The sequence below is a fragment of the Actinomadura violacea genome (genome assembly GCF_017573465.1).
GTDB lineage: Bacteria > Actinomycetota > Actinomycetes > Streptosporangiales > Streptosporangiaceae > Spirillospora > Spirillospora violacea.
Genome location: NZ_JAGEPF010000031.1, coordinates 25,293 through 46,171 on the forward strand (window position 1 = coordinate 25,293; position 20,879 = coordinate 46,171).

At 68.8% G+C, this 20,879-nt stretch carries 23 protein-coding genes and 1 riboswitch; of the genes, 14 read left to right on the plus strand and 9 right to left on the minus strand.

All coding sequences use genetic code 11. From position 1 onward, the window contains the following. Window positions 1-590: 590 nt before the first annotated feature. The 3 genes from J4709_RS40620 to J4709_RS40630 all read right to left on the minus strand — a co-directional run bounded on the left by J4709_RS40620 (window position 591) and on the right by J4709_RS40630 (window position 3,284). Window positions 591-1,805 carry a WD40 repeat domain-containing protein gene (locus J4709_RS40620; protein WP_208249898.1) on the minus strand — a complete coding sequence of 405 codons (1,215 nt, stop codon included), beginning with the start codon at window positions 1,803-1,805 and terminating at the stop codon, window positions 591-593. Then, on the minus strand, window positions 1,802-2,329 hold the full coding sequence (locus tag J4709_RS40625) for a SigE family RNA polymerase sigma factor (RefSeq protein ID WP_208249900.1): 528 nt from the start codon (window positions 2,327-2,329) through the stop codon (window positions 1,802-1,804). Before J4709_RS40625 ends, J4709_RS40620 begins: the two co-directional genes overlap by 4 nt. A gap of 469 nt (window positions 2,330-2,798) precedes the next feature. Beyond that, window positions 2,799-3,284: a MarR family winged helix-turn-helix transcriptional regulator gene (locus J4709_RS40630; RefSeq protein WP_208249902.1), complete on the minus strand. Its 486-nt coding sequence runs from the start codon at window positions 3,282-3,284 to the stop codon at window positions 2,799-2,801. Between the two features lie 117 nt (window positions 3,285-3,401). Here J4709_RS40630 and J4709_RS40635 point away from each other — a divergent pair, with 117 nt between their 5' ends. From J4709_RS40635 to J4709_RS40645, 3 genes are read left to right on the plus strand one after another with little or no spacing between them, the layout of a single operon-like run. Beyond that, window positions 3,402-3,851: a DUF6069 family protein gene (locus tag J4709_RS40635; protein WP_208249904.1), complete on the plus strand. Its 450-nt coding sequence runs from the start codon at window positions 3,402-3,404 to the stop codon at window positions 3,849-3,851. After that, window positions 3,848-4,417: a nitroreductase family deazaflavin-dependent oxidoreductase gene (locus J4709_RS40640; protein ID WP_208249906.1), complete on the plus strand. Its 570-nt coding sequence runs from the start codon at window positions 3,848-3,850 to the stop codon at window positions 4,415-4,417. Before J4709_RS40635 ends, J4709_RS40640 begins: the two co-directional genes overlap by 4 nt. A gap of 20 nt (window positions 4,418-4,437) precedes the next feature. Further along, window positions 4,438-4,650 carry a hypothetical protein gene (locus J4709_RS40645; protein WP_208249907.1) on the plus strand — a complete coding sequence of 71 codons (213 nt, stop codon included), beginning with the start codon at window positions 4,438-4,440 and terminating at the stop codon, window positions 4,648-4,650. 213 nt (window positions 4,651-4,863) lie between these two features. Here the strand turns inward: J4709_RS40645 and J4709_RS40650 are convergent, their stop codons facing one another. Together J4709_RS40650 and J4709_RS40655 are read right to left on the minus strand one after the other, a co-directional pair. Further along, window positions 4,864-5,244: a hypothetical protein gene (locus J4709_RS40650; protein WP_208249908.1), complete on the minus strand. Its 381-nt coding sequence runs from the start codon at window positions 5,242-5,244 to the stop codon at window positions 4,864-4,866. Window positions 5,245-5,404: 160 nt separating this feature from the next. After that, entirely contained in the window at window positions 5,405-6,031 is a 627-nt protein-coding gene (locus J4709_RS40655) for a TetR/AcrR family transcriptional regulator (RefSeq protein ID WP_307801999.1), read from the minus strand. Between the two features lie 87 nt (window positions 6,032-6,118). On the opposite strand from J4709_RS40655, the gene J4709_RS40660 reads away from it, so the two are divergent. The 6 genes from J4709_RS40660 (at window position 6,119) to J4709_RS40685 (ending at window position 11,661) form a co-directional block, all read left to right on the plus strand. After that, a complete protein-coding gene (locus tag J4709_RS40660; RefSeq protein ID WP_208249910.1) occupies window positions 6,119-6,766 on the plus strand; it encodes a DsbA family oxidoreductase in 648 nt (215 codons plus the stop codon). A gap of 388 nt (window positions 6,767-7,154) precedes the next feature. Next, a complete protein-coding gene (locus J4709_RS40665; protein WP_208249911.1) occupies window positions 7,155-7,736 on the plus strand; it encodes a DUF4396 domain-containing protein in 582 nt (193 codons plus the stop codon). 128 nt (window positions 7,737-7,864) lie between these two features. Continuing rightward, complete coding sequence (locus tag J4709_RS40670; protein ID WP_208249913.1) at window positions 7,865-8,242, plus strand: BlaI/MecI/CopY family transcriptional regulator; 378 nt, start codon at window positions 7,865-7,867, stop codon at window positions 8,240-8,242. Window positions 8,243-8,258: 16 nt separating this feature from the next. After that, the gene (locus J4709_RS40675) at window positions 8,259-9,185 is read left to right on the plus strand and encodes a M48 family metalloprotease (protein ID WP_208249920.1); all 927 of its coding nucleotides are present in this window, start codon (window positions 8,259-8,261) and stop codon (window positions 9,183-9,185) included. A 673-nt stretch (window positions 9,186-9,858) separates the two neighbouring features. After that, window positions 9,859-10,001: riboswitch (cyclic di-AMP (ydaO/yuaA leader) on the plus strand. Between the two features lie 3 nt (window positions 10,002-10,004). Next, a complete protein-coding gene (locus J4709_RS40680) occupies window positions 10,005-11,048 on the plus strand; it encodes an NlpC/P60 family protein (RefSeq protein ID WP_208249922.1) in 1,044 nt (347 codons plus the stop codon). A 454-nt stretch (window positions 11,049-11,502) separates the two neighbouring features. Then, window positions 11,503-11,661, plus strand: coding sequence for a hypothetical protein (locus J4709_RS40685; protein WP_208249924.1), 159 nt, complete (start codon window positions 11,503-11,505; stop codon window positions 11,659-11,661). 205 nt (window positions 11,662-11,866) lie between these two features. On the opposite strand, the gene J4709_RS40690 is transcribed toward J4709_RS40685, so the two are convergent. Then, entirely contained in the window at window positions 11,867-12,355 is a 489-nt protein-coding gene (locus J4709_RS40690; protein ID WP_208249927.1) for an MFS transporter, read from the minus strand. A 1,429-nt stretch (window positions 12,356-13,784) separates the two neighbouring features. Beyond that, a complete protein-coding gene (locus tag J4709_RS40695; protein ID WP_208249930.1) occupies window positions 13,785-14,189 on the minus strand; it encodes a hypothetical protein in 405 nt (134 codons plus the stop codon). 100 nt (window positions 14,190-14,289) lie between these two features. Here J4709_RS40695 and J4709_RS40700 point away from each other — a divergent pair, with 100 nt between their 5' ends. The 3 genes from J4709_RS40700 (at window position 14,290) to J4709_RS40710 (ending at window position 16,092) form a co-directional block, all read left to right on the plus strand. Further along, a complete protein-coding gene (locus J4709_RS40700) occupies window positions 14,290-14,457 on the plus strand; it encodes a hypothetical protein (RefSeq protein WP_208249932.1) in 168 nt (55 codons plus the stop codon). Window positions 14,458-15,254: 797 nt separating this feature from the next. After that, window positions 15,255-15,638 carry an RNHCP domain-containing protein gene (locus J4709_RS40705; RefSeq protein ID WP_307802000.1) on the plus strand — a complete coding sequence of 128 codons (384 nt, stop codon included), beginning with the start codon at window positions 15,255-15,257 and terminating at the stop codon, window positions 15,636-15,638. A gap of 28 nt (window positions 15,639-15,666) precedes the next feature. Continuing rightward, complete coding sequence (locus J4709_RS40710; protein WP_208249934.1) at window positions 15,667-16,092, plus strand: RNHCP domain-containing protein; 426 nt, start codon at window positions 15,667-15,669, stop codon at window positions 16,090-16,092. A gap of 470 nt (window positions 16,093-16,562) precedes the next feature. Here the strand turns inward: J4709_RS40710 and J4709_RS40715 are convergent, their stop codons facing one another. Continuing rightward, entirely contained in the window at window positions 16,563-17,459 is an 897-nt protein-coding gene (locus J4709_RS40715; protein ID WP_208249936.1) for a WD40 repeat domain-containing protein, read from the minus strand. A 396-nt stretch (window positions 17,460-17,855) separates the two neighbouring features. On the opposite strand from J4709_RS40715, the gene J4709_RS40720 reads away from it, so the two are divergent. After that, complete coding sequence (locus tag J4709_RS40720) at window positions 17,856-18,107, plus strand: VOC family protein (protein ID WP_208249937.1); 252 nt, start codon at window positions 17,856-17,858, stop codon at window positions 18,105-18,107. Window positions 18,108-18,485: 378 nt separating this feature from the next. Then, complete coding sequence (locus tag J4709_RS40725) at window positions 18,486-19,595, plus strand: glycoside hydrolase family 5 protein (protein WP_208249939.1); 1,110 nt, start codon at window positions 18,486-18,488, stop codon at window positions 19,593-19,595. A 101-nt stretch (window positions 19,596-19,696) separates the two neighbouring features. Here J4709_RS40725 and J4709_RS55930 read toward each other — a convergent pair whose 3' ends face one another. After that, window positions 19,697-20,875 carry an NADH:flavin oxidoreductase gene (locus tag J4709_RS55930; protein ID WP_208249941.1) on the minus strand — a complete coding sequence of 393 codons (1,179 nt, stop codon included), beginning with the start codon at window positions 20,873-20,875 and terminating at the stop codon, window positions 19,697-19,699. Between the last annotated feature and the right edge of the window lie 4 nt (window positions 20,876-20,879).

The window sequence follows — 20,879 nt, forward strand, 5'->3', positions numbered from 1 at the left end:
TACATTCCGTCGACATCATGGCCCTCGCGCCCTGCTGACCGTTGCTGAAACCAGCGCACAAACGTTCCAGCGGCAACGTTCGTCGATGAGATCGAGCAATGCTGATCGCCGAACTGCGGCGTCCGGACACCTCTGGTGGCGGGCGTCCAGGTCGCCGGCGCGGTGTTCAGCCGGATGCCGCCGCACGACATCGGGCCCGCGTGGGCTCCTGCAGCGGAACTCCTGTGGATCTACGAGTTTCGGGCGCGAGGGGATCTGTCATTGCGGGAAGGCAAGGGCCCGGATCTGCTCCAGCATGGACGGCCAGAGCTCGCGGGGCAGGTCGTGGCCCATGCCGGGCTGGTGACCAGGCATGCGCCGGAGACGGCCGCCGCGGTCGTCCGGCCGGCTTTGAGTTGGATGACCGGGTCGTCCTCGGCCGTGCAGGACGAGGGTGGCTGCCGGGATGGCGCTCATAGGAGCGTCGGCCGATGTCGCCCACTTCCTTCTCGTCGAACGGGTAGCGCGGAGAACCGATGAGCCTTCTCATCGCGACCGCCTCCCGGGCCGCCTGGTCCGGGCCGGTGACCGGCACGGCGCGCGTTTGTCGTTCAGGAGAAGAAGCCTCCGAAGGCCACCGTGGACTGCCACGCCTGGATTTTGAAGGTGGGGCCTCTGTAGGCGTACATGCCCGTGGTCAGGTCGACGATGGCGCAGCGCTGTTCCCTTGTGGGGATTTCGTTTGTGCCGCGCGGTTCGAAGTGCCCGGACGGGCTCCTCACGCTGAAGTACTTCGTCGGTCCCGCCCAGGCCAACACGTCTCCGACTCCTCCGCGCACCGGGCGCACCGAAGTGACCTTGCCCGTGTGCGCGTCCACGAGCATGGCCTTGTCCAGGCCGCGTGAGGGAGTGACCAGAGTGCGCCCGTCAGGTGAGAGCAGATTGCCGGAGGCGCCGCGCAGATTGACCTTGGAATCGAGGCTTACCCGGGCGCGCACGGCGCCGTCCGGGCGGGCGAATACAAGAGGCTCCTTCCGGCTCCATACGTTGCCCAGCACGATCGTCGATGCGTCCTGGTCGAAACCGATCAGGTCGCCGTCGGGAAGGGCCGTGAGAGCGCCGGTGCTGACATCGGCCAGCAGCGTGCGGCGCCGGCCCGGCTCACCCGACGTGATAGCGAGCCGTTTTCCGTCGTTGGAGAACAGCAGGCTGGCGGACGTCGTGGGCATCTGCGGAGCGGTTGTTCGGCCGATCGGAGTTATCCTGCCCGTTGTTAGGTCACGGATAACGACACGCCGATCCGTCGCCCGGTAGTACGCAAGGTGAAGGCCGTCCGGGCTGATCGCCATCCCTGCGTCGCCGTTCATGTAGTCGTCGGGCTTTACCGCCATAGAGCCGATCCCGTCCGCGAGCCGCCATTGTTTCCCAGACCGGCCGACCAGCCGCCACTGGGCACAGTCGCCTGAGACTCTCGTGGTCTCCTGGAGGCCCTGCTTTCTGCAGTGGTCCAGGAATCCGAACACGATTGGCTCGACCTTGCCCGATGGCAGCGGGCCGGGCAGTACGCCCGGAGGGTTGAGGATCTTGCCGGGCTTGGTGACGATGGGCGGGGCCGGCCGTTCGATGGGTTTGGCAGGCTCGGTACCGCCCGCGATGAGCGTCGCGCCGAGGAGGATCGCGGCGGCAGCGGCTGCGGCCACGGAGGGGACCGCGATGAGGCGGACGCGCCTGCGGCGCCGGGCACGGGCCAGGACCCGGTCGGCGTTCACCTCGCGAGGTGCCCCCTCGGCCAGTTCGTGAAGCGCGTCGTTCAGGCGGGGGCTCACTGCGCCACCTCCGAGATCTCGAAGTCGGTCAGGAGATCGGCAAGGCCGGGTTCGAGGGCGCGCAGCCGGGCCAGGGCGCGGTGGGTCTGGCTCTTCACGGTGCCGACCGAACAGGCCAGCAGCCGCGCGGTCTCGATCTCCGAGCGGTCTTCGTAGAAGCGCAGCACGATCATCGCGCGCTGCTTGGCGGTCAGTTTCCCGAGCGCCTGGCCGAGGAGCATCGACCGTACGGCGCGGTCGGCGATGTCCGGATGCCCCGCGGTCTCGGGCGGCGCCGCGGTCGGGTAGCCGTGCCTGCCCCGCCGCTTCCACCAGTTGAGGTGCTCGTTGTAGAGGATCTTGCGGACGTAGGACTCGGGGTCACCACCGCTCGACACCCGCTGCCACCGGGGCGCGAGCTTGACCAGGGCGGTCTGGACGAGGTCCTCGGCGAGATGCCGGTCACCGGTGAGCAGGAACGCCGACCGCAGCAGCGCCGGGCCTCGGGCCGCAACGAACTCGGGCAAACCGTCGTATCGCACCATCCGCCTCCTTGTCACCCGTACACACACCGAAGGGGCGGCAAAGGTTGGCACTTAGGCGAAATCTATTCGATCAAGGCCGGCTCTCCGACTGAGAGTGCGCCTCACGTAGGTCGTGTGCGTCCTGCGGGATACGCGGGTTCGTGTCGTCGGATCTTGCGTTGCGGCTGGTGCCGGATGAGGAGCTTGCCGAGCCTCTGATCCCGGCGTTCAGGGCACGGCGGCAGGGTGGCGGGACGCGGCGGTGAGCGATCGGGCGGTGTTCACTGAACGCCTGGGCCGCCACCGCTGGGTGATCGGACGGACGCTGGCCTGGCTGTTCGGCTACCTGACGGACCCGGTAGGCGAGTACCGCATCATCCATGGGGCGCCCGCCGGAGGTGACGACCGGCGCAGCCGATCGGGCCCTGGACGGTCGGCCTTCAAGGTTCGAGGCCGACGGCGGCACGGCAGAGAGCGCCGCTTCGGCGTCTCAGCCGGATTCGGCATCTGTTTTTGCCGATGGGCCGGCCAGGACGCGTGCCAGCAGGTCACGGAGGTGCTGCTGGTCGGAGCCGGGGAGTTCGAAGAAGGTCCGGGCCAGCGCGTGGGCGCTGGAGCGCAACTGCCGGCGTTTGCGCTCGCCGGCTTCGGTGAGCACCACGTGCTTGACGCGGCGATCGCCCGGGGCGGGCCGCCGTGTCACCAGGCCGCGGCGCTCCAGGCCGTCGACGATGCCGGTGACGTTGGACGGCTCGCATGAGAGCCAGTCGGCCAGCTGACGCATCGGGGCAGGGCCGGACAGGTTGGTCAGGACGAGCGCCTGGGCCGGGGGCAGGCCGAGTTCCGCTGCGGCGGCGTTGAACTGCGCGCGCAGCCGCCCGGTGACCTCGAACACCAGGCCGCTCAGCTCGGCTACGACCGCATCCGGGTCGGTGCCGGCACCGGTCTCGGCGTCGGTGTCGATGTCGGTGCTCATGCAACGAGCATAGCCCCTACTTAAGCAGGTGAACTGTTGAGCTCATGAAGTAAGTGCTACGCTCCGGCGCAAGAACTTAAGGAACTGAACTATCTAGCAGCTGAAGGAGATGTCGTGATGGCGCAAGTGAGCACGGGTCGGCGCGCCGGCCCGAGGAGTCCAGGAGGTGCACGGGCACTCGGCGTGGCGGGTGCTACCGGGGCCGCGCTGGCCATCTGGGCGGTCGGGGAACCACTGCTGGGCCATGACCTGGTCGTCCAGCAGGAAGGACAACAGCCGCGGGACTTGGGGGCGGCCGCGATCGGCGTGTTCGCCCTGGCCCCCTCGCTGCTCGGCTGGGCACTGCTGGCCGCGCTGGAGCGGGTGACACCGCTGGCGGCCCAGATCTGGACGGCCGCCGCCCTGGCCCTGCTCGCGGTGTCGTTCCTGCCCATCATCAGCGTGCAGGCCTCCGGTGGGAGCAAAGCGGTGCTCGCCCTCACCCACCTCGCCGTCGCAGCCGTTCTCATCCCCGTCTTCTGGCGAACGGCCGCGACCCGGGCCGCCGACAGCGGGAGCAGAAGATGACAGCGCCCGAAAACGAGATCTTTGACAGCCCCACCCCCTGGGTCGCCGATCACATCCGCGCCTACCTCGAAACCGGCGGCGTCCAGGGCCACCTCTACCAGGGCTGGCCAACGCTGCTGCTCACCACCCGCGGCCGCAGGTCCGGCAAACTCCGCCGCACCGCGCTGATCTACGGCCGCGACCGGGACCGCTACCTGCTGGTCGCCTCCAACGGCGGCGCGGAACGCCACCCGGCCTGGTATCTCAACCTCACCGTCACTCCGACGGTCTCGCTGCAGGTCGGCCCGGACCACTTCACCGCGACCGCCCGCACCGCCACCGCCGAGGAGAAGCCCCGGCTGTGGCAGATCGTGACCGAGCTGTTCCCCCAATACGCCAAGTACCAAGAGGAATCAGCACGCGAACTGCCCCTGGTGATCCTCACCCCACAGGTCCCGCCGGGTGACCGAACCGGACCGAGCCGCCCGGCGAGACCCTGGACGCCGACCTCTACGACTCCGCCTTCGCGGCAGACGTGCTATGGGGCAGCCCCTACGGAGCGACCGTGGACGGCTAGACCGAATTGAACGCCATCCACCGACGACTCATGGCGGCGAACGCCGCACCACCGTCACGGTTCGAGGTGGTCACCGCACGCACCCCCGCACCCGGCGTGGTGGTGACACACATCCGCCGGCAGGCAGCAGACACCGGCGGATTCTCCGAGATGGCACTGTACGTCCTGGTCGAACGCGCCGGGCGATGGTGGCTCGCGGCGGCACAGAACACCCCCATCGGCGAATCACCGCTGCACAACTAAAACAAGACAGGCCACTGGCTCCCGATGATCCTTCCGCGGGCACGGCAGGCGCATTCCCCGCGGACGTTGCGGGGTGATCTAGATCCCGGCATCTGGCCCCTACCGGAAACGATGCCTCCAGCAGCAAAGCCACTTCGGGTGGTGAGGACTGCTCCCGCTCTGGCGGCCGTCACGGACGGCCGCCTGCGCCGAGGCCGCCTCGCCGTGCTCTGGCTAGACGCCGAGGCCCAGCCCGGTGGTCAGCAGGACGAGCCCGAAGGTGATCATGGCGATGACGGTGGGCCATTGGAGAGGCCGCGGCAGGTACAGGGCAAACAACGACCGCGTGACTTGGCCTGTGGTCAACATCGGCGCGGGCACGATGCCCTGGGCCGCCAGCGGCCCCCAGCATTGGGTCAGGCTGGCGATGACGTAGACCCGTCGGCCCGTTGGCGCATGGTCGAGGCCGAGCGCGGCCAAGCCCAGACTGGGTTTAGGGAGACTCGGCCGCGTGAGATCCGGCGCCTGGGCGGGCTGCCTGCGCTTGGGCGAGTGGCCGGTGCGCAGTTGCAGGAGCAGTTCGGGTGCGCTCGATTCGAGCCTGATGGCGGCCAACTGCCCCCGCAGCCTCGCCTGGACGTTCGAAGAAGGCCACGTCTGGGGGGAGATTCAACGAGTACGAGCATGCTATTTGATTCGCGCGGGCTCGTAGTTCTCGCCTGGACCGATGCGATTCTCGCGGAGGCGCAGAGGCGGCCGGAAGCGATGAGGCGTGCTACCGGGTGGGAGTGGCGGCCGACGGGGCGAGGCCGGTGAATGCGAGGTCGACGATGGCGTTGATGTGCTCAGTGTCGGCGATGCGTGGGGTGAGTAGTCGGCGGTAGTAGGCGGCGCCGTAGAGGAGTTCGGTGACAAGGACCGGGTCGGCGTCGGAACGGACCTGCCCTTGGCGCTGAGCGTTCTTGATGCGTTCGGCGGCCGCGCCCGCAAGGTGACCGACGAAGGTGTCCCAAAGGGCCCGGTGCAGGTCGGGGTCATGCTGAGCTTCGCCGATCAGGGCGCGGTAGTGCGGAAAGACGTCCGGGTCGCCGAGGATGCGTGAGGCCGCTGCCATCTGCGCCTTGATATCGGCGACGAAGTCACCGGTGTCGGGAAAGGACGCGTCCATCTTCCAGGTGGACAGCAGGCCGTCCAGCAGCACGGCGGCTTTGGACGGCCACCAGCGGTAGATCGTGTTCTTGCCGACGCCGGCGCGTGCGGCGATGCCCTCGATGCTGAGTTTGCGGTACCCGACCTCCTGGCACAGGTCCATGGCGGCCTTGATGACGGCGTTGGCGGCCTCTTCGCTGCGGCGCTCTGGACGTCTAGGTGACATGCGGACAGCATAACCCTCAGGCGGCACGGAACGTTCCGTATTGACTAGGTGAGTGGCGGCGGGCATGCTGAGGCGGCACGGAACGATCCGTGCCGCCAGTGAGGGACGAGCCCCATGAAAGTTGAGTTCACCCACGACATCGCCTGCGTGTGGTCGGCGCTCGGCTACGCCCGCTTCCAGCGGGCCGCCGAGGAGCACCGCGCAGGTGGCGGCGAACTAGAGGTCGTCTTCAGGCCGTACCAAACCGCGGTCTGCTCGGCGGGAACGCCGCCGAACCGCGGTCATCTGCGACGCGGCCCCGCCGCGCTGCCCGAGCAGATCGCGCGGGCAGCGGCGGTCGACGGCCTGGTGCTGAACCTCGACCGGATCATGCCCGCCCACACCGCCCGCGCTCACCGGCTCATCGCGCTGGCGGCCGCGCGAGGCACCGCCGAGGACATGGCCGCCCGCCTGTACCGCGCCCATTTCACCGACGGTCTGGACGTCGCCGACGCGGACGTGCTGCGTGACCTGGCGTCCGCTATCGGCGTCCGCTGGAACGACGGTGAGGAGCCCCGCGCCGATCCTGCGCGGTCCGTTCGAGCAACCGGACCGCAAGTGCCGGTCTTCAGGTTCCCGGACGGGACCGTGCTCGTTGGAGCCGTGTCACTCGCCGCGCTGCGGAGTGAGTTGAGGCGGGCGAGCTCAACGCCGTGCTTGCCTGCATTCGCCTCCGCTCAAGTGACAGGTGTAAAGGTCGGCGGGCTTCGACATCGGGCTTGATCGGCTGCAGGACACGCCACGGCAAGGCGGACTGATGACCGGCTGTGCTACGACTGGCCTGGTCGCCCCGAACGCCTTAGCGGTGCCGTGTCTGTGCAGCCGCGAGGGTCCGGCCGATGGGGAGCTGTGGGCGCTTGGCGGGAGGCTTACGGAGGCCATGGAAGCGTGTGCGAGCCGCCGGTGTTGCTGCGCCCACGCTGCCGGATCGCCGAACTGCTGAACCGGACGGGGCTGGTCTGTGAAACGCTCCCGCCCGCTGTCCATGCGGGTCCTGCTTCTGAACCCGCCTGACCTGCGTCGGCGGCGAGGAACGGTTCGCACCCCATCGACCTCCTACAGGTTGTAGGGCATACTCTCTGTGATCTTGAGAGGCTCGGGGAGGTCGCCCATGACCACGCATGACCGGCACGGCTCCCATCGGCGCGTTGTTCAGGACCACGAGAGTCACCACTCTGGGTCTCCAGAGCGCGGCATCACGCACACGGGGAGAGACCATGAGGCCGACGCCGACGGCCACGCGGGGCATGGTGGCCCGGTCACCTGGGGCATGGCGGCCCGTGCGACCCTGCACTGCTTGACCGGGTGCGCCATCGGGGAAGTGCTCGGCATGGTGATCGGAACGGCCTTCGGCTGGTCGAACCTTGCCACGATCATTGCGGCCATCGTTCTGGCGTTCGTCTTCGGATATGCGTTGACGATGCGCGGTGTCCTCAAGGCGGGACTGTCGGCGCGGGCGGCCTTCGGGGTGGCCTTGGCGGCGGACACGGTATCCATCGCGGTGATGGAGGTCTTGGACAACGTGACCGTGGTGGTGATCCCGGGAGCGATGCACGCTGGTCTGGGAGATGCGCTCTTCTGGGGTGCGCTCGCTGCGGCCCTGGCCGTCGCGTTCGTGCTCACCACGCCGGTGAACCGCTGGATGATCGGGCGAGGCAAGGGGCATGCGGTGGTCCACCAGTACCACCACTGACAATCGGCTACTCGTCTCTCTTCACCTGGGGTAGGGCATGTGGGCGCTCGGCGACGAATGTCGGAGACCTCTTGTTCCTGTCGCGAACCGGGTCTCCGGCACAATGTGGGCAGGAGGGAGGTGGCCGTGTGGCCGGATTGGCTGGATCGCTCGAGCGTTCCGTCATGGACGTGCTCTGGGCGGCGCCCGGGCCGCTGCGAGTCCGTGAACTGCTGGCCAGGCTGAATGAGAACGCCGACAAGGCGCTGGCCTACAACACCGTGCAGACGGTGGCCGAGCGTTTGGCGCAGAAGGGACTGTTGCAGCGTACGCAGGACGGTCTGGCCTTCCGTTACAGCCCCACCCGGGCGCGCGAGGAGTACGCGGTCGAGTTGATGCTGGACGTGCTGACCGACGCCCCCGATCACGGCGCCATTCTGGCGAGGTTCGCCGAGAGCGTTCCGCCTGAGGACGCCCGGCACCTGCTGGACGTCCTGCGCCGGCGGGCCTCCGACGACTGGGCCTGATGGCGTGATCTTTTCGTTGCTCGCGCTGATCGCTTCAGCGGTGCTGCTCGGCTGCCTCGCGGGACCGGTGCTCGACCGGTTCCGCCGCTCCGCCATCGCTCCGGGAACCGCCGTCGTCTGCTGGGTGGCCGCTCTTGCCGGAACCGTCATCGCCGGCTCCGCCGTCGTGGTGGTCGCGCTCATCTCGCCACCGGGGCCCGGGCACGGCCTTCTGGAATGGTTGCGCGACTGCCTGCCGCACCACGGGAATCTGGCGATCACCATGGCTGCGATTGCGACACTGGTGCTGGTGACGGCCTGTTGCCTCCGATTGGCGAGCGGCCTGCCCCGGCTCGGCCGGGCGGTGCGTCACCGGCGCCGGCATCGGGAGATGCTGCGGCTGGTCGCCCGGGAACACGGCCGGCATGCCGACGTGCTGGTGCTCGACCATCCAGTCCCCGTGGCGTACTCCTTGCCCGCGCGGCAGCGCGGGATCGTGGTGAGCACCGGCGCGCAGGAGGCGCTCACCGACGCGGAGCTCGGTGCGGTCCTGGCGCATGAGCGCGCGCACCTGCGCCTACGCCACCACGCACTGTTGCTGATGCTCGACCTGGCCCACTCTCTGCTGCCTTGGCTGCCGACCGTCCGGCGTGCGAAGTCGAGATTGCCGCTGCTGCTGGAGATGGCCGCCGACGACGCCGCGGCGAACGCCCACGGTAGCCGGATCCTGGTGGACGCCTTGTGCCGGCTGTCCACCGCTCCTGGACCCGCGGGCGCGCTGGGGGCCGGCGGTGGGCATGGGGCGGGCGCACTGGTGGAGCGCGTGCTGCGGCTCGAGACCTCCGGCGCGGTGAAGCCGCGCCGATCCGTCCGTATCGCGGCTTGTGCCTTCGCGGCGTCTGCGGTCACCGCACCGCTCCTGGCGGGCGCCGTGGCGATCGTGGACTTGTCCAGGGTCTGCTGACTAGCAGACAAGGGGTGCCCTTCGGACAAGGCGGGGGAGGGTGGAGGCGGCCGCGCTGCGCGACTCCGCAGGCGCCTACCGAATCCAATGGTCAGAGCGGTGCGAGGGGCTATGAGGACCTCGTCGCGGTCGTCACCGGGGGCGAGCCGGTAGGCGCGTGGGCGCCGACCGATCTCCTTGTAACCGAGCCGGCCGTAGAAAACTTCGAGGCCGATGCCATGGCCGCGGAAGGCGGTGTGGGACTGGACGTGGCGGAGGGTGCCGTGTGCGCGATCAAGGGGGTGGGGGCGCGGCGAGTGCTTAGCCAGCGGCCAGGGCATCGCCCATCAAGGCCAGGACCAGGCGGCTGCGTTGAGGGTCCAGGTCGGAGATGAGTTGCTCACCGCCGCTCAGCAGGCGATCAGCTGGTCGGTCATGGCGGCATCGATCTCGTCCGGGTCCTGTACCTGGTGAATCCGAGGGGCTGCATTCATGCGGACGGTTGTTGCAAAGAGCCATGGAGACCGCCGCGGCGGATCTGTCATCTTCGCTGGTCACACGAGTCAAAGCGCATCCTGGCTGCCCCCGTGTGCAGGGCGGGGCTGGAGTGAAATGTGCTACTTGGGTGGCGTATCGACCCACTACCTCCTACGCTACGTAGGAGGTCACGGTGACGCGTCCCCGCCGGGGGCGGCCGATGGCCGCGCCGAATCCCGCGGACGCCGTCCCGGGAACCGGGGACCCGATCTTCAGGGGTGAATCCGTCCCGCCGGGACGGTAGGGCGACTCCGGCCCGAACCCGTCAGCTGACCCGGTAGGCGTCACTGGAGAGGACAACGCATGCAGCGACGAGCTGCCGATATCACCACGTCAGCCCGCCGCCGGATCATCACGAGCACCGCCTTGACGGCCTCGGTCGTGCTCTCGGTCGGACTTCTGGCGCCAGCGCCCGCCGAGGCGAAGCCGAAGCCCACCCGCAAGGAGCTGACGGCGCAGCAGAAGAAGCTCGCCGACGAGGCCGAGAAGCTCAGCGAGCAGTACAACGGGCTCCGGGAGCGGCTGCGGCAGGCCCAGAAGGCCGCCACGGTCGCCAAGGCCGGTGCCGACCGCCAGCAGAAGACGCTGGCCGAGGCGCGCGACCGGATCGCGAAGCTCGCCGCGGACGCCTACAAGAACGGCCCGGTCGACCCGGCGGTCAGTTTCGCCTCGGCCGACGACCCGCAGGCCGTGCTGGACCGGTCAGCGGCGCTCAACTACTTCGCCGGCCAGGACAACACGCGCATCCTTCAGCTGCTGCAGACCATGCAAGGCGCCGAGCGCGCCCGCAAGGCCGCCGAAGCGCGCGCGAGCCAGGTCCGCCGGCTGACCGACGAGGCGAAGAAGAAACGCCAGGAGCTCCAGGCCAAGCTCAAGAAGGTCGAACGTCAGCTGGGGACCTACTCCGGCACGGGCTCGCGCCCGGGCTCCATCCCCAACGTGAGCTCCGGCGGTGCTTCGGCCAAGGCGATGGGAGCGGTACGAGCCGCGCTGAGCCAGCTCGGAGTTCCCTACTCCTGGGGCGGCGGCACCGCGTCCGGCCCGAGCTACGGCACCGCGCAGGGCGCCAACATCAAGGGCTTCGACTGCTCCGGCCTCACCCTGTACGCCTACGCTCAGGTCGGCATCAGCCTCGGCCACTACACCGGCAGCCAGTACAGCGCCGGGACCCATGTGAGCCAGAGCCAGCTCAAGCCCGGTGACCTGGTCTTCTTCTACAGCGACCTTCATCACATGGGCATGTACATCGGCAACGGCAACATGGTCCACGCCCCGCAGACCGGCGACGTCGTCAAGATCGCCCCGATCGCCGGCCGCCCGTTCGCCGGGGGAGTCCGCCTGGCCTGACCGCCTCGCGGATCCCCTGGCCGCCCCAACTCGACCGTCTCATGCACCCTCGCGGACGCAGTCGACCGCCACCTGGGCTCGATCCGCCACCCCTCAACGTGCGCCGACAATGATGAGACGCTCGCCCGCCCGATCGACATCTGCGACGGAGCCAGCCCCGCCGCAGCGCCCACCCCCGCTGTGATGGACCGCAGGAACACCACGGCCGCCGCCACCTGGAATCGGCACCTGTCCGCGACCACCTCCTTCACCGCCTGCACCGATGTCCTGGCCACCAACACCACCCGCTGGCTCCAGCGCTGCAAGCCCGCCCGCCGCAGCGACAGCTCCATCCCCGCCGCCGGCCTGGGCAAGCTCTTCACAGCCAACCCCTGCGCGAACGGGTCTTCTGGTGACTCCCCTAGAAATCCGCCGTCGGCCGCTCCGCAGCCGAACTGCATGCCAGGAACTCGCCATGACCACCTCACCGGCGTCGAGCGAACCGCCCGCCCTCGACGACCAGGCGCGGGCCGAGGAGGTCGCCGAGGACACCGGCGACGACGCCCACGACGTCGTCGTCTCCGTCCCGCCCCAGTCAGTCCACGATCCGGCCTGCTGGATCGCCACCATCTAACCGCGACCGGCCCCCGCTTCGGCTCGACGCGCGCGGATGCGCCTCACCAACCCGGTCACGGTCGCCAACGGGGCCGCCACGCAGGCGATATAGAGCAGTATGAGCGGCAGACCCGGACGTGGCCGGAGACCGGTCCCAGGGGCGGGATCTGAGTTGAACGCCAGCGATGGCTTCACGTGGCGCCAGCGCGTGATCTCCAGGTACATCAGATACCAAGAACCGATCCATACCGCACCGAGGACCCACTTCGCGAAGCGCATACCTCAAGACTGCCGCCGCCGAGGAGGCGCCGCCAGACCGCCGGGGGCGGGGCCGAGGTGGTCGCGAGGGCGCCGAGGGTGGCGGCGATGGCGGCGGCGAAGGCGGTCCGGTAGCCGAGGTGGGCGGCGATCTGGCCGCCGAGTGGCCCGGCGGCGAGGATGCCGAGGTCCCAGAAGGACGTCATCGTGCCGACCGCGGCGCCGGGCCGCAGCGCTTTCGTGCGGCCGAGTGTGATCGTGGTGGTGCAGGGGTAGACGAGGCCGAGCCCCGCGCCGGTGACGGCGACGCCGGTGAGCGCGGCGGGCGCGGACGCCGCGGTCGTGAGGACGGCCAGTCCCGTCGCCTCGATCAGCAGGACGATCCGGACGACGGCGGCGCCGCCGTACCGGTCCACGAGGGGGCTGCCCGCCGAGCGCGCGAGCAGAAACGGCACTTCGCCTCGCCCAGCCCGCCGCTCCCCGCTGTAACCAGGGGATCTAGCGCCGCGCGTGCGCCAAAGAAATCCCCGGGGGGTTCCGTACGCTACGCCTCGTTCTGCGGCCAGACCAAGACCCAGCCCGCCGACGCAACCACCGACGACACCGAGCGCGCCACCGAACCCGCAGTCGAGGGCCTCGCCCGCAAGCTCCTGGAGAAACTGAACACCCTCGGCGGCCGCCGAGCATGGTTCGACGACCTCGCTGACGATAGGACGGCGGCGAAGGCTTGGCCGTCGGGTAACGATGATGATGTGCCCGACGTGGTCGTCATGGATATCCGCAGGCCAGTCGTCGACGCCTGGCCGCGACCGAGACCATCTGCGCCGCCCCCGACCTCGCCGCCAAACACGTGGTCGGCGCCAACACCATCCGCACCCACACCAACAACGCGCCATGACAAACTCGGCGCCCGCGACCGCGCCCAACTCGTCGTCATCGCCTGCCAGACCGGTCTCGTCCAACTCGCCCGAAAGGCGTGACCGTGGCCGGTCGCTCACGGCAGAGTGAGCTGGCCTGCCGCGCTGGTCGTCAGCTGGCGACCGGCGCGCGCCCCACCGACGAGTCCCCCGAAGAGCGAAGGAAGAGTGCCCCTGCTCGATGAGCAGGAAGAAGGGCCGGAGTTCGAATACGCAATGGACGCGGGACCGCTGTGGTCGGGCCGGGACTGAAAGGCCGAGCAGGTCCGCGTCGTGCTGCCCACCGCGGGCACGCGGAGTTCCCCACCCGCGCCAGGTTCTCGCTGGAGAGCCACGACCCGCTCACCGTTGACGTCTGCGACGACTTCATGAACCCGCCGTGCAGTCGGCAACGCGCGCCCGTGCCGCTCAGGTTCTGACCGAGGCCGGCTACCGGATCGAGACCCACCCCTACGACGAGGAATTGCCGGCGGTCCGCCCTCCGGCCAGGCAGGCCCCGCCGCGCCAGCACAAGGAGAGCGGCGGCGGCGCTGCCTGGAGTGCGGGGAGCCGATGACGGGCGCTGGAAGCCGTGGCCTCCCAGGCCCACAACTGGCACGGGCGGTGCGCCGACTGCCAAGCCGAACACCTCGCGCAAGCCGCCGACGCCGCGGACCAGGACTGACCGCGGCCCAACACCACTACGCCACCGACGCCCGAACGTCGTTGCATCCTCGCTCCAACCAGCTACAACGCGACCTCACGATCCCTTTCCCGCGTGTTCCGGCTGCCTCCACTTCAGGGTGTTGATGCTGCCGTCGGGGGTGTCGGTTTCAAGCGGGCCCGTCGGTGCCCAGCGCGGGCCTTCGGAAGGTGGCCTCATTCACGGTTCGACGAGCTGCTGTCCTCGCGCGGGAGGCCGCTGCCCACGAAAGGGTAAGAGCGCGGCCGAGGGCCGCGCTCTTTGTTGGGGGCCGTCCAGTGAGGGCTAGCTGAGCTGGTCGGCCAGGTCGGTCAGCGCCAGCAGGGTGTTCACCCTGCGGGCGGCGCCCTGGGGGGAGGGGTCGTTCTGCTCGGCGTTCCCCCATGTGGTGGTGCTCTTCCACAGGCCGTCGAACAGCCTGAGAAGCCCCGACAGGTTCCGGTAGTCGAGTTCGGCGAGCTTGGTGTCGCCGTCCGACCGCACCGCACGCACGAGGCCGCCGACCTCGTCGACGATCTCCGCGAGCGGCCCGGCCAGCTGGACGACCAGGTTCACCATGCGCCGGCGCAGATCGGCCACGAACTCAGCGTCGTAGTTCGGGTCGGGGTCGGTCAGGAAGTACCTGACCTCTCCCAGCTCGCGGACGAGAGCGTCGAGATCGAGCATGTCGGGCGGGTTGGGTGTTTGCATGATTTGTTGGGTGCTGTTGACCTCAGCACCTCTACCTCCGCACGTAACCGTCCCGAACACTTCCGCGTTATCAACCAAGGGGACGGAGTTCGGGTACGCGGTGAACGCGCGTCCGTTGTGGTCTGCACGGGACTGGGAGGCCGGGCAGGTCCGCGTCGTGCTCCGCGCCGGGTTCTCGGTGGAAAGCCACGACCCGCTCACGGTGGGCATCTGCGACGACTTCACCGACCTCGCCCGGCAACCGGCAGGCCGCCACGAGACCCGATGACGTCCAAGATGATGACCAGGACGCGGTCGTCGACGTAGCCGCAGCGGACACCGACGACGAGGGCCACGGGACGGGGAGCCACCTGATCGACCACCACCTGCGGACTCGGGCGCGGGCGGTCGCCGCGCTGGTGCGGCGGCACCGCGAGCGCACCTCGCACACCGACATGCCAGTCGACGGGCTGCCGGACGGGTGGCGCCTCACCCAGACCCTCGCCGAGTACGAGGACGGGCAATGGACGCTGCACCCCCACGGTGAGACATCAGCTGCGGCTCCTACGGCGGCCGCCCCGAGCGGCGCGCCATCACCGGCGACCCCGGCCGCACCACCGCCCACCGCACCACAGTCCTCCCGGACGCAGACTTGTTACTCGAGGTGCCGGTAAGAACTCTGTCACCCGGCGCAAACGGCGGGATCACGTCCGCCGGCGGGCCGCGGGATCGCTCGCGGGACAGTCATCACCCGGGGCCTGGCTCGGATTAATTCATTGGCGCCCACCGCAGAGCGGTTGTTACTCTGCCGGAGTTCTTTCGGTCTGCTCCGGGCTGTCTGCCCTAGAAAAGAGATTTTTGTGACCCGGCCCGCGCTGAGCGCGCCTCGCTGCACCGCGTAACGTCTGTCCGTCGTTACCGTCCCCGCTGGACGGTGACCGGACGTGAGTCTCCGGTGCCCTGACTCAGCCTTCACACTCCGCGCCTATGGGCATGCCCGGGCGCACGAGGCTGGTCGCTTTTCCATCGAGGCCGCTCGGCCTGCTCTTGCTGTCATCAAAGACCTCTCAGCAAGGAGCACCCCGGGTGTCCACCCGCAACAAGCCTTCATTGAGCACCCCGCACAACACCCTCAAGGTCGACACCTTCACGTGCGCGTGGTGCGGTCTGACGGTGTCCACCTTGGCCACTGACGGCACACGGCGCAATCACTGTCCGGCGTGCCTGCGCTCCCAGCACCTTCTCGACCACGTCGAGGGCGGTCCCAACGACTGCCACGGCCAGATGACACCGATCTCCATCGCCGTGCTGCGCACCGGCGACTGGATGGTCATCCACCGCTGCGTGCGCTGCGACGAGCTGACCTCCAACCCCGTCTGCGCGGACGACAATCAGCTCATCTTGATGCGCATGGCCGTGCGGCCGCTGGCGCAACCACCGTTCCCGCTCGAAGCGTTCGGCGACCTGTGAACCGCGCTGCGGAAGGAGGGAACTGCCCATGCCACGACGCAAGAAGCCCGGCGGACGGCAGCGGGCACGCAGGCCGCAGCGGCATAAGAACGTCCTGCACGGCCAGGGTGGCCACCGGGGACATGACTTCCGCTGCGTGGGCTGCCGGCTGGAGGTGTCCTTGGACGCACCCGGCACCACCCACCGCAATCACTGCCCGAACTGCCTGGCCAGCCGGCACGTCGACCGGCGCATCCCCGGCGACCGGGCCGCCCACTGCCACGGCCGGATGGAAGCCCTGAGCATGTCGGTACGGCCTGACGGCGAGTGGGTGATCATCCACCAGTGCCTGTCCTGCGGCGAGCTCAGCGCCAACCGCATCGCCGGCGACGACAACGCCCTGGCCCTGGTGCGTCTGGCACTCAAACCGCTGCGGGACACCAGCATCGCCCATCGCACGCTGCTCGCGCTGTGACCTGTGCCTTCGGTGCCGTGCGACAGGACGCCGACGCCTGCACGCGGTGTAGATCTCCGGGGCGGGCCGGCCGCCGAGCAGGTCGAGGGGCCCAGGCACCGTTCCCACGGCTGCACGATGACCCACCAGTCCGCGCACGAGCGGTGGGCCCGCGCCCTCGGCCGGCACAAGCTGCGTTTGCGTAGCGCCCCGATCGGCCCCGGACCGTCCGCACGGTCCGGGGCCTTCCGGGGTAGTCGCCGGGGGCGCTCCGAGCCAGCACATAAATCGCGTTATGCGCGGCCGACGGGCTAGCGGGTCCCCTGTTGGCCTGCCCCCCTGACGGGGGGCGGTGTTTCCGCACTCGCCGCCCGTGGTTTCGTCCGCGTGTAGCGCCAACGTTTGTCGATGAGTTTGAGCAACGCCCCTGATCGTCGAGTCGTCGTGTTGATGAGTGATCAGTTGTGGCTTCGCCGGTAAGCGCGGCTCGCTCATTCCGTGAGCTCTGAAAGCGCCGGCCATACATCCACGGCCGCGAAGGCGCCGGGGAAGGAGCACACCAGCCGGCCGTCCGGCGCAAAGGTCATGGTGCTCACCGGTATCCAGCCCGGCCCCGGTTCCGGCCCCATCACTGCGAGCGGTTGCCCGCCGTGATCCAGGAGGTATACGCGTCCGCCGTAATCGACGGCGATGGTCCCGTCCGCCGGATTCAGCGCCGCCACGCATGTGTGCACCATGTCCTTTCCCGGGATCATGTTCACCCTGTTGTGCCGGGGGATCGTCTCCCAGTCGGTCAGGGGACACCGCCCGTCGAGGCCGCCCACGCACAGTTGACCGTCGGCCGCCAGCACATGACCGCGTATCGAGTCCGCCAAAACGGTTCGGATCCAGACGCCGCTGTCACTCGCGGGCGAACTCAAATCCGGAACCCGGGAGTCGGGGGTCCGCAGCGTCCGAATCGGCGCGCCTGTCCACAGATCCCAGAGCACGATCGAACGATCCGAGCTCATCGTGACCACATGGCGCTCGTCGTGGGTCATCGAGATCCACTTGACCTCTTCTGTGCCCGGCAGCGTGAACCTGCAGGATCCGTCGTTCAAATCCCACACTCGCGTACCGTCCGCGGCCGCCGTGACCACGACCTGACCCACCGCCGACACCGCCAGGATCGGATGGCTGTGCCCAGGCAACTCCGTGGCCACCGTCCAGCTCGCCACGTCCCAGATCCGGATGCCGTACTCGCCGAAGGTATGCATGCTCGTGGCCATCAGCCGACCATCTGGGGTCACCGAAAGCCTGGAGACCCCCACCGAACCCGACTCCACTCCGACCGCGTCACCGGTGGACAGCGAGACGCTGAACAATCGGCCATAGGCGTCAACGACCACACATGTGTCCCCGTCAGGCAGAACCGCTCGCACCTCGGGGATGTATGCCTGCCTGACCCTTATCTTGCGAATCGGTGTCAGAACTTCGATCAATGGCTTGCTTCAGGGTCGGTGACAGCGCGCCGCCCGCTGGGACCCGTACTCCGTAGCGACCTGGCGATCAAGTTCCACCGACCTTAGCGGTCAAGATCGACCGATGCCTCAGGCTTGTTGCCAGCGCGACCTACAGGTGCCTTGACCTCGATGGGGATGCCTCACGTACGGCGGCAGGAGACAGGTGAGGGCTCTTGGTCGTTAGGGCGCCGGGGCCGCTGTCACGACCTCGAGTCAGAGAGCACGATGAGTTCTGGTGTTCACATTGGTCGTCCTGAAGACCCGATCGGAAGGACGTGTCCTATGCCCGGTGGGGACGGCATGAAGGTCGGCATGTACTCCTTTGACTGCCGCGATGCGGCAGCCTTGGCCGGGTTCTGGACCAGGGTGCTGATGCGCCCTGTGGATGAGGGCGCCACGCGAGCTTTCGCGACGATCGGCTTCGAGGGGGATGGCCCGACCTGGATGTTCCACCAGCCCGACGGTGAACTTGCGGCCGGGCCGAACCGCCTGATGCTTGACACCTTCCGCATCTTCGCCCCGCGGCCCAACTAGCCAGAGCAGACAACGGCACGGCGTGCGGCGGGGGACGCCTGCCGCCGTTCGCGGTGGCGTGCCATCTCACGGAGGACTACCTGATCCACGGCCCGGACGTCGCCGAGGCACCGGCCGCTCGGGACCGATCCGGCGTCACCACGCCCTGCTCGCGATCGAGGGGTGACGTGCTCTTGCTCATCGCGGCGCTGCCGCCACGGCGATCCTTCCGAGCCCGCTTCGATGTGCGCCTGTGCGGCGGCACAAGAGCGTTTCAACGCTTTTGCGCTCCGGAGCCTGGATAGGGGAGACCGACATAGGATCCTCGCGGATTCGATCACCTGGAGAGGAAGGACGTCCATGCGCCGATCGGTCGGGCTCGCCTTAGCCACGCTTCTCATGACGGTCGGAGCCGCCGGAACGGCGGACGCCGCCCCTGCCCGCCAGCCGGCCCTCCAGGACGCCGCCGTGACGACGCGGCTGCACGCCACGTCCTCACACGCGTTCGTCGACCCGGCCGGAACCCCGCATCAGCTCATCGGCCCCAACATCCAGCCGCTCTGGGACGCATACGACACCGACACCTGGGACCAGGCGACCTACGACTCGATCAAAGCGAAGGGTTTCACCTCGGTCCGCATGGTCCTTTTCTGGGACATGTTCCAGCCGACCGAAGGGGAGTGGAACGAGACGGCGTTCTCCACCCTCGCGACGGCGGTGACGCGGGCCAAGTCCGCCGGGCTGTACGTCATTCTCGACTGCATTCACATGTCGGGGAGCCCCGACGGCCAGGAGCACGTGCCGCAGTGGGCGCGGGTGACGCCCACGGACGACGGTTCCGTCGAGGGCCTGGACGCGGTCGTCCAGAACGGCCTGGGCTTCCTGCAGACCATCGCCAACCGGTACCGGGACGAGCCCGCGGTCGCTGCGTACGACCCGGTCAACGAGCCGTTCCGCTCGTCCACGAAGTCCGCGCGGCTGCTGTCCGACTACACCCGGATCGTCAATGCGATCCGGGCCAAGGACGGCGCCACCAACATCATGCTGGAACCGTCGTACGGCGACGCGAAGGTGCCTGCCTCGTCGTTTTCGTCGTTCACTCCGACCGACCGCGGCAATCTGATCTGGTCCGTTCACGACTATTACAACGGGGATCCTAAGGGCGGCTACACGAACGGCTACGACGACGACACCGGGCTCGGGCTGGTTCCCAATCCGTCCGATGGGTCGACCGGCTACGACCCGGCGAACAAGACCGCGCTCGCCACCCATCTGCAGGTCCAGCTCGACATGGCACAAGCCGAAGGGCTGCCGATCTGGATCGGCGAGTTCGGCATCGGCAACGGCCTTACCGGCCATGACCAGTACATCAAGGACAAGGTCGCACTCTACAAGTCCAAGGGTCTCGGTTACGCCTGGTGGGAGTACTACTCCGAGGGCGGGAACGGCCCGTTCAGCATGGTCGACGCGAACGACGGCTGGCGCTCCTGGGTCACCCTGCTCTTCTGACCCGCCGGCAGTTCCAGGAAAAGGTGTGCGATCAGGTCTGGCCGGCCCGGTGACGGATCCCGGGCCGGCCGGGCGGCTCCGCCGCTCACGTCCCCGGCCGGTCAGGCGATGACGCAGTGGGTTCGGCTGAAGATCGTCGGCATGCACTTGTTGCAGTGGATGCACAGCGAGCGGGTGTCGGGCTCCTTCTTGATGCGGTTGATGAGGTCGGGTTCGCGCAGCAGTGCGCGCGCCATCGCGACGAACTCGAAGCCCTCCGCCATGGCCAGGTCCATCGTTGAGCGCTGGGTGATGCCGCCCAGCAGCACCAGCGGCAGGTCCAGCGCGGCGCGGAACTGGCGGGCACTGTCCAGCAGGAACGCCTCCTGATAGGGGTAGGCGCGGATGAAGCGGTCGCCGACCAGGTTGATGCCTAGGCGCAGCGGCTGCCCGAACGTCGCGGCGAACTCGCGGACGGGCGCGTCGCCGCGGAACAGGTACATCGGGTTCAGCAGGGAGCTTCCGGCGGTCAGTTCCAAGGCGTCGACGCTGCCGTCCCGCTCCAGCCAGCGGGCGACCTGGAGGCTCTCGTCGAGCCAGAACCCGCCCGGGACGCCGTCGTCCATGTTGAGCTTGGCCAGGATCGCGATGCGGTCGCCGACGGCGTCGCGGACGGCGCGCGCGGCGCCGAGGGCGACCTTGGCCCGGTTGGCCAGCGAGCCGCCGAACCCGTCCCGCCTCTTGTTGATCTTCGGGCTGAGGAACGAGCTGGCGAAGTAGTTGTGCCCGAGGTGGATCTCGACCGCGTCGAAGCCCGCCTCGATCGCCAGCTTCGCGGCCTCGCCGTGCGCGTTGGCGATGCGTTCGATGTCGGCGGCGGTGGCGCGGCGGATGCGCTGCATGCTCATCGGGCTGAACGAGGCGGACGGCGCCAGGGCGGGGACGCCGTTGGACTTTCCGTTGGCGACCGGTCCGGCGTGCCCGATCTGGGCGGACGCCGCGGCGCCTTCGGCGTGGACGGTGTCGGTGAGGCGGCGCAGGCCGGGCAGGGCCTCGGGGCGCATCCAGACCTGGTCGCGCTCGGTCCTTCCTTCGGGGGCCACCGCGCAGTAGGCCATGGTGGTCATCCCGACGCCGCCCGCGGCGTGCCGGCGATGGAACTCGATCAGGTCGTCGGAGACCAGCGCGCCTTTGGTCATGCCTTCGAAGGTGGCGGACTTGATGATGCGGTTGCGCAGGGTCAGCGGCCCGAGCCGGGCGGGCTCGAACACGTCCGGGGTGGTCGCGTCGGTGGTGGTCACGTCG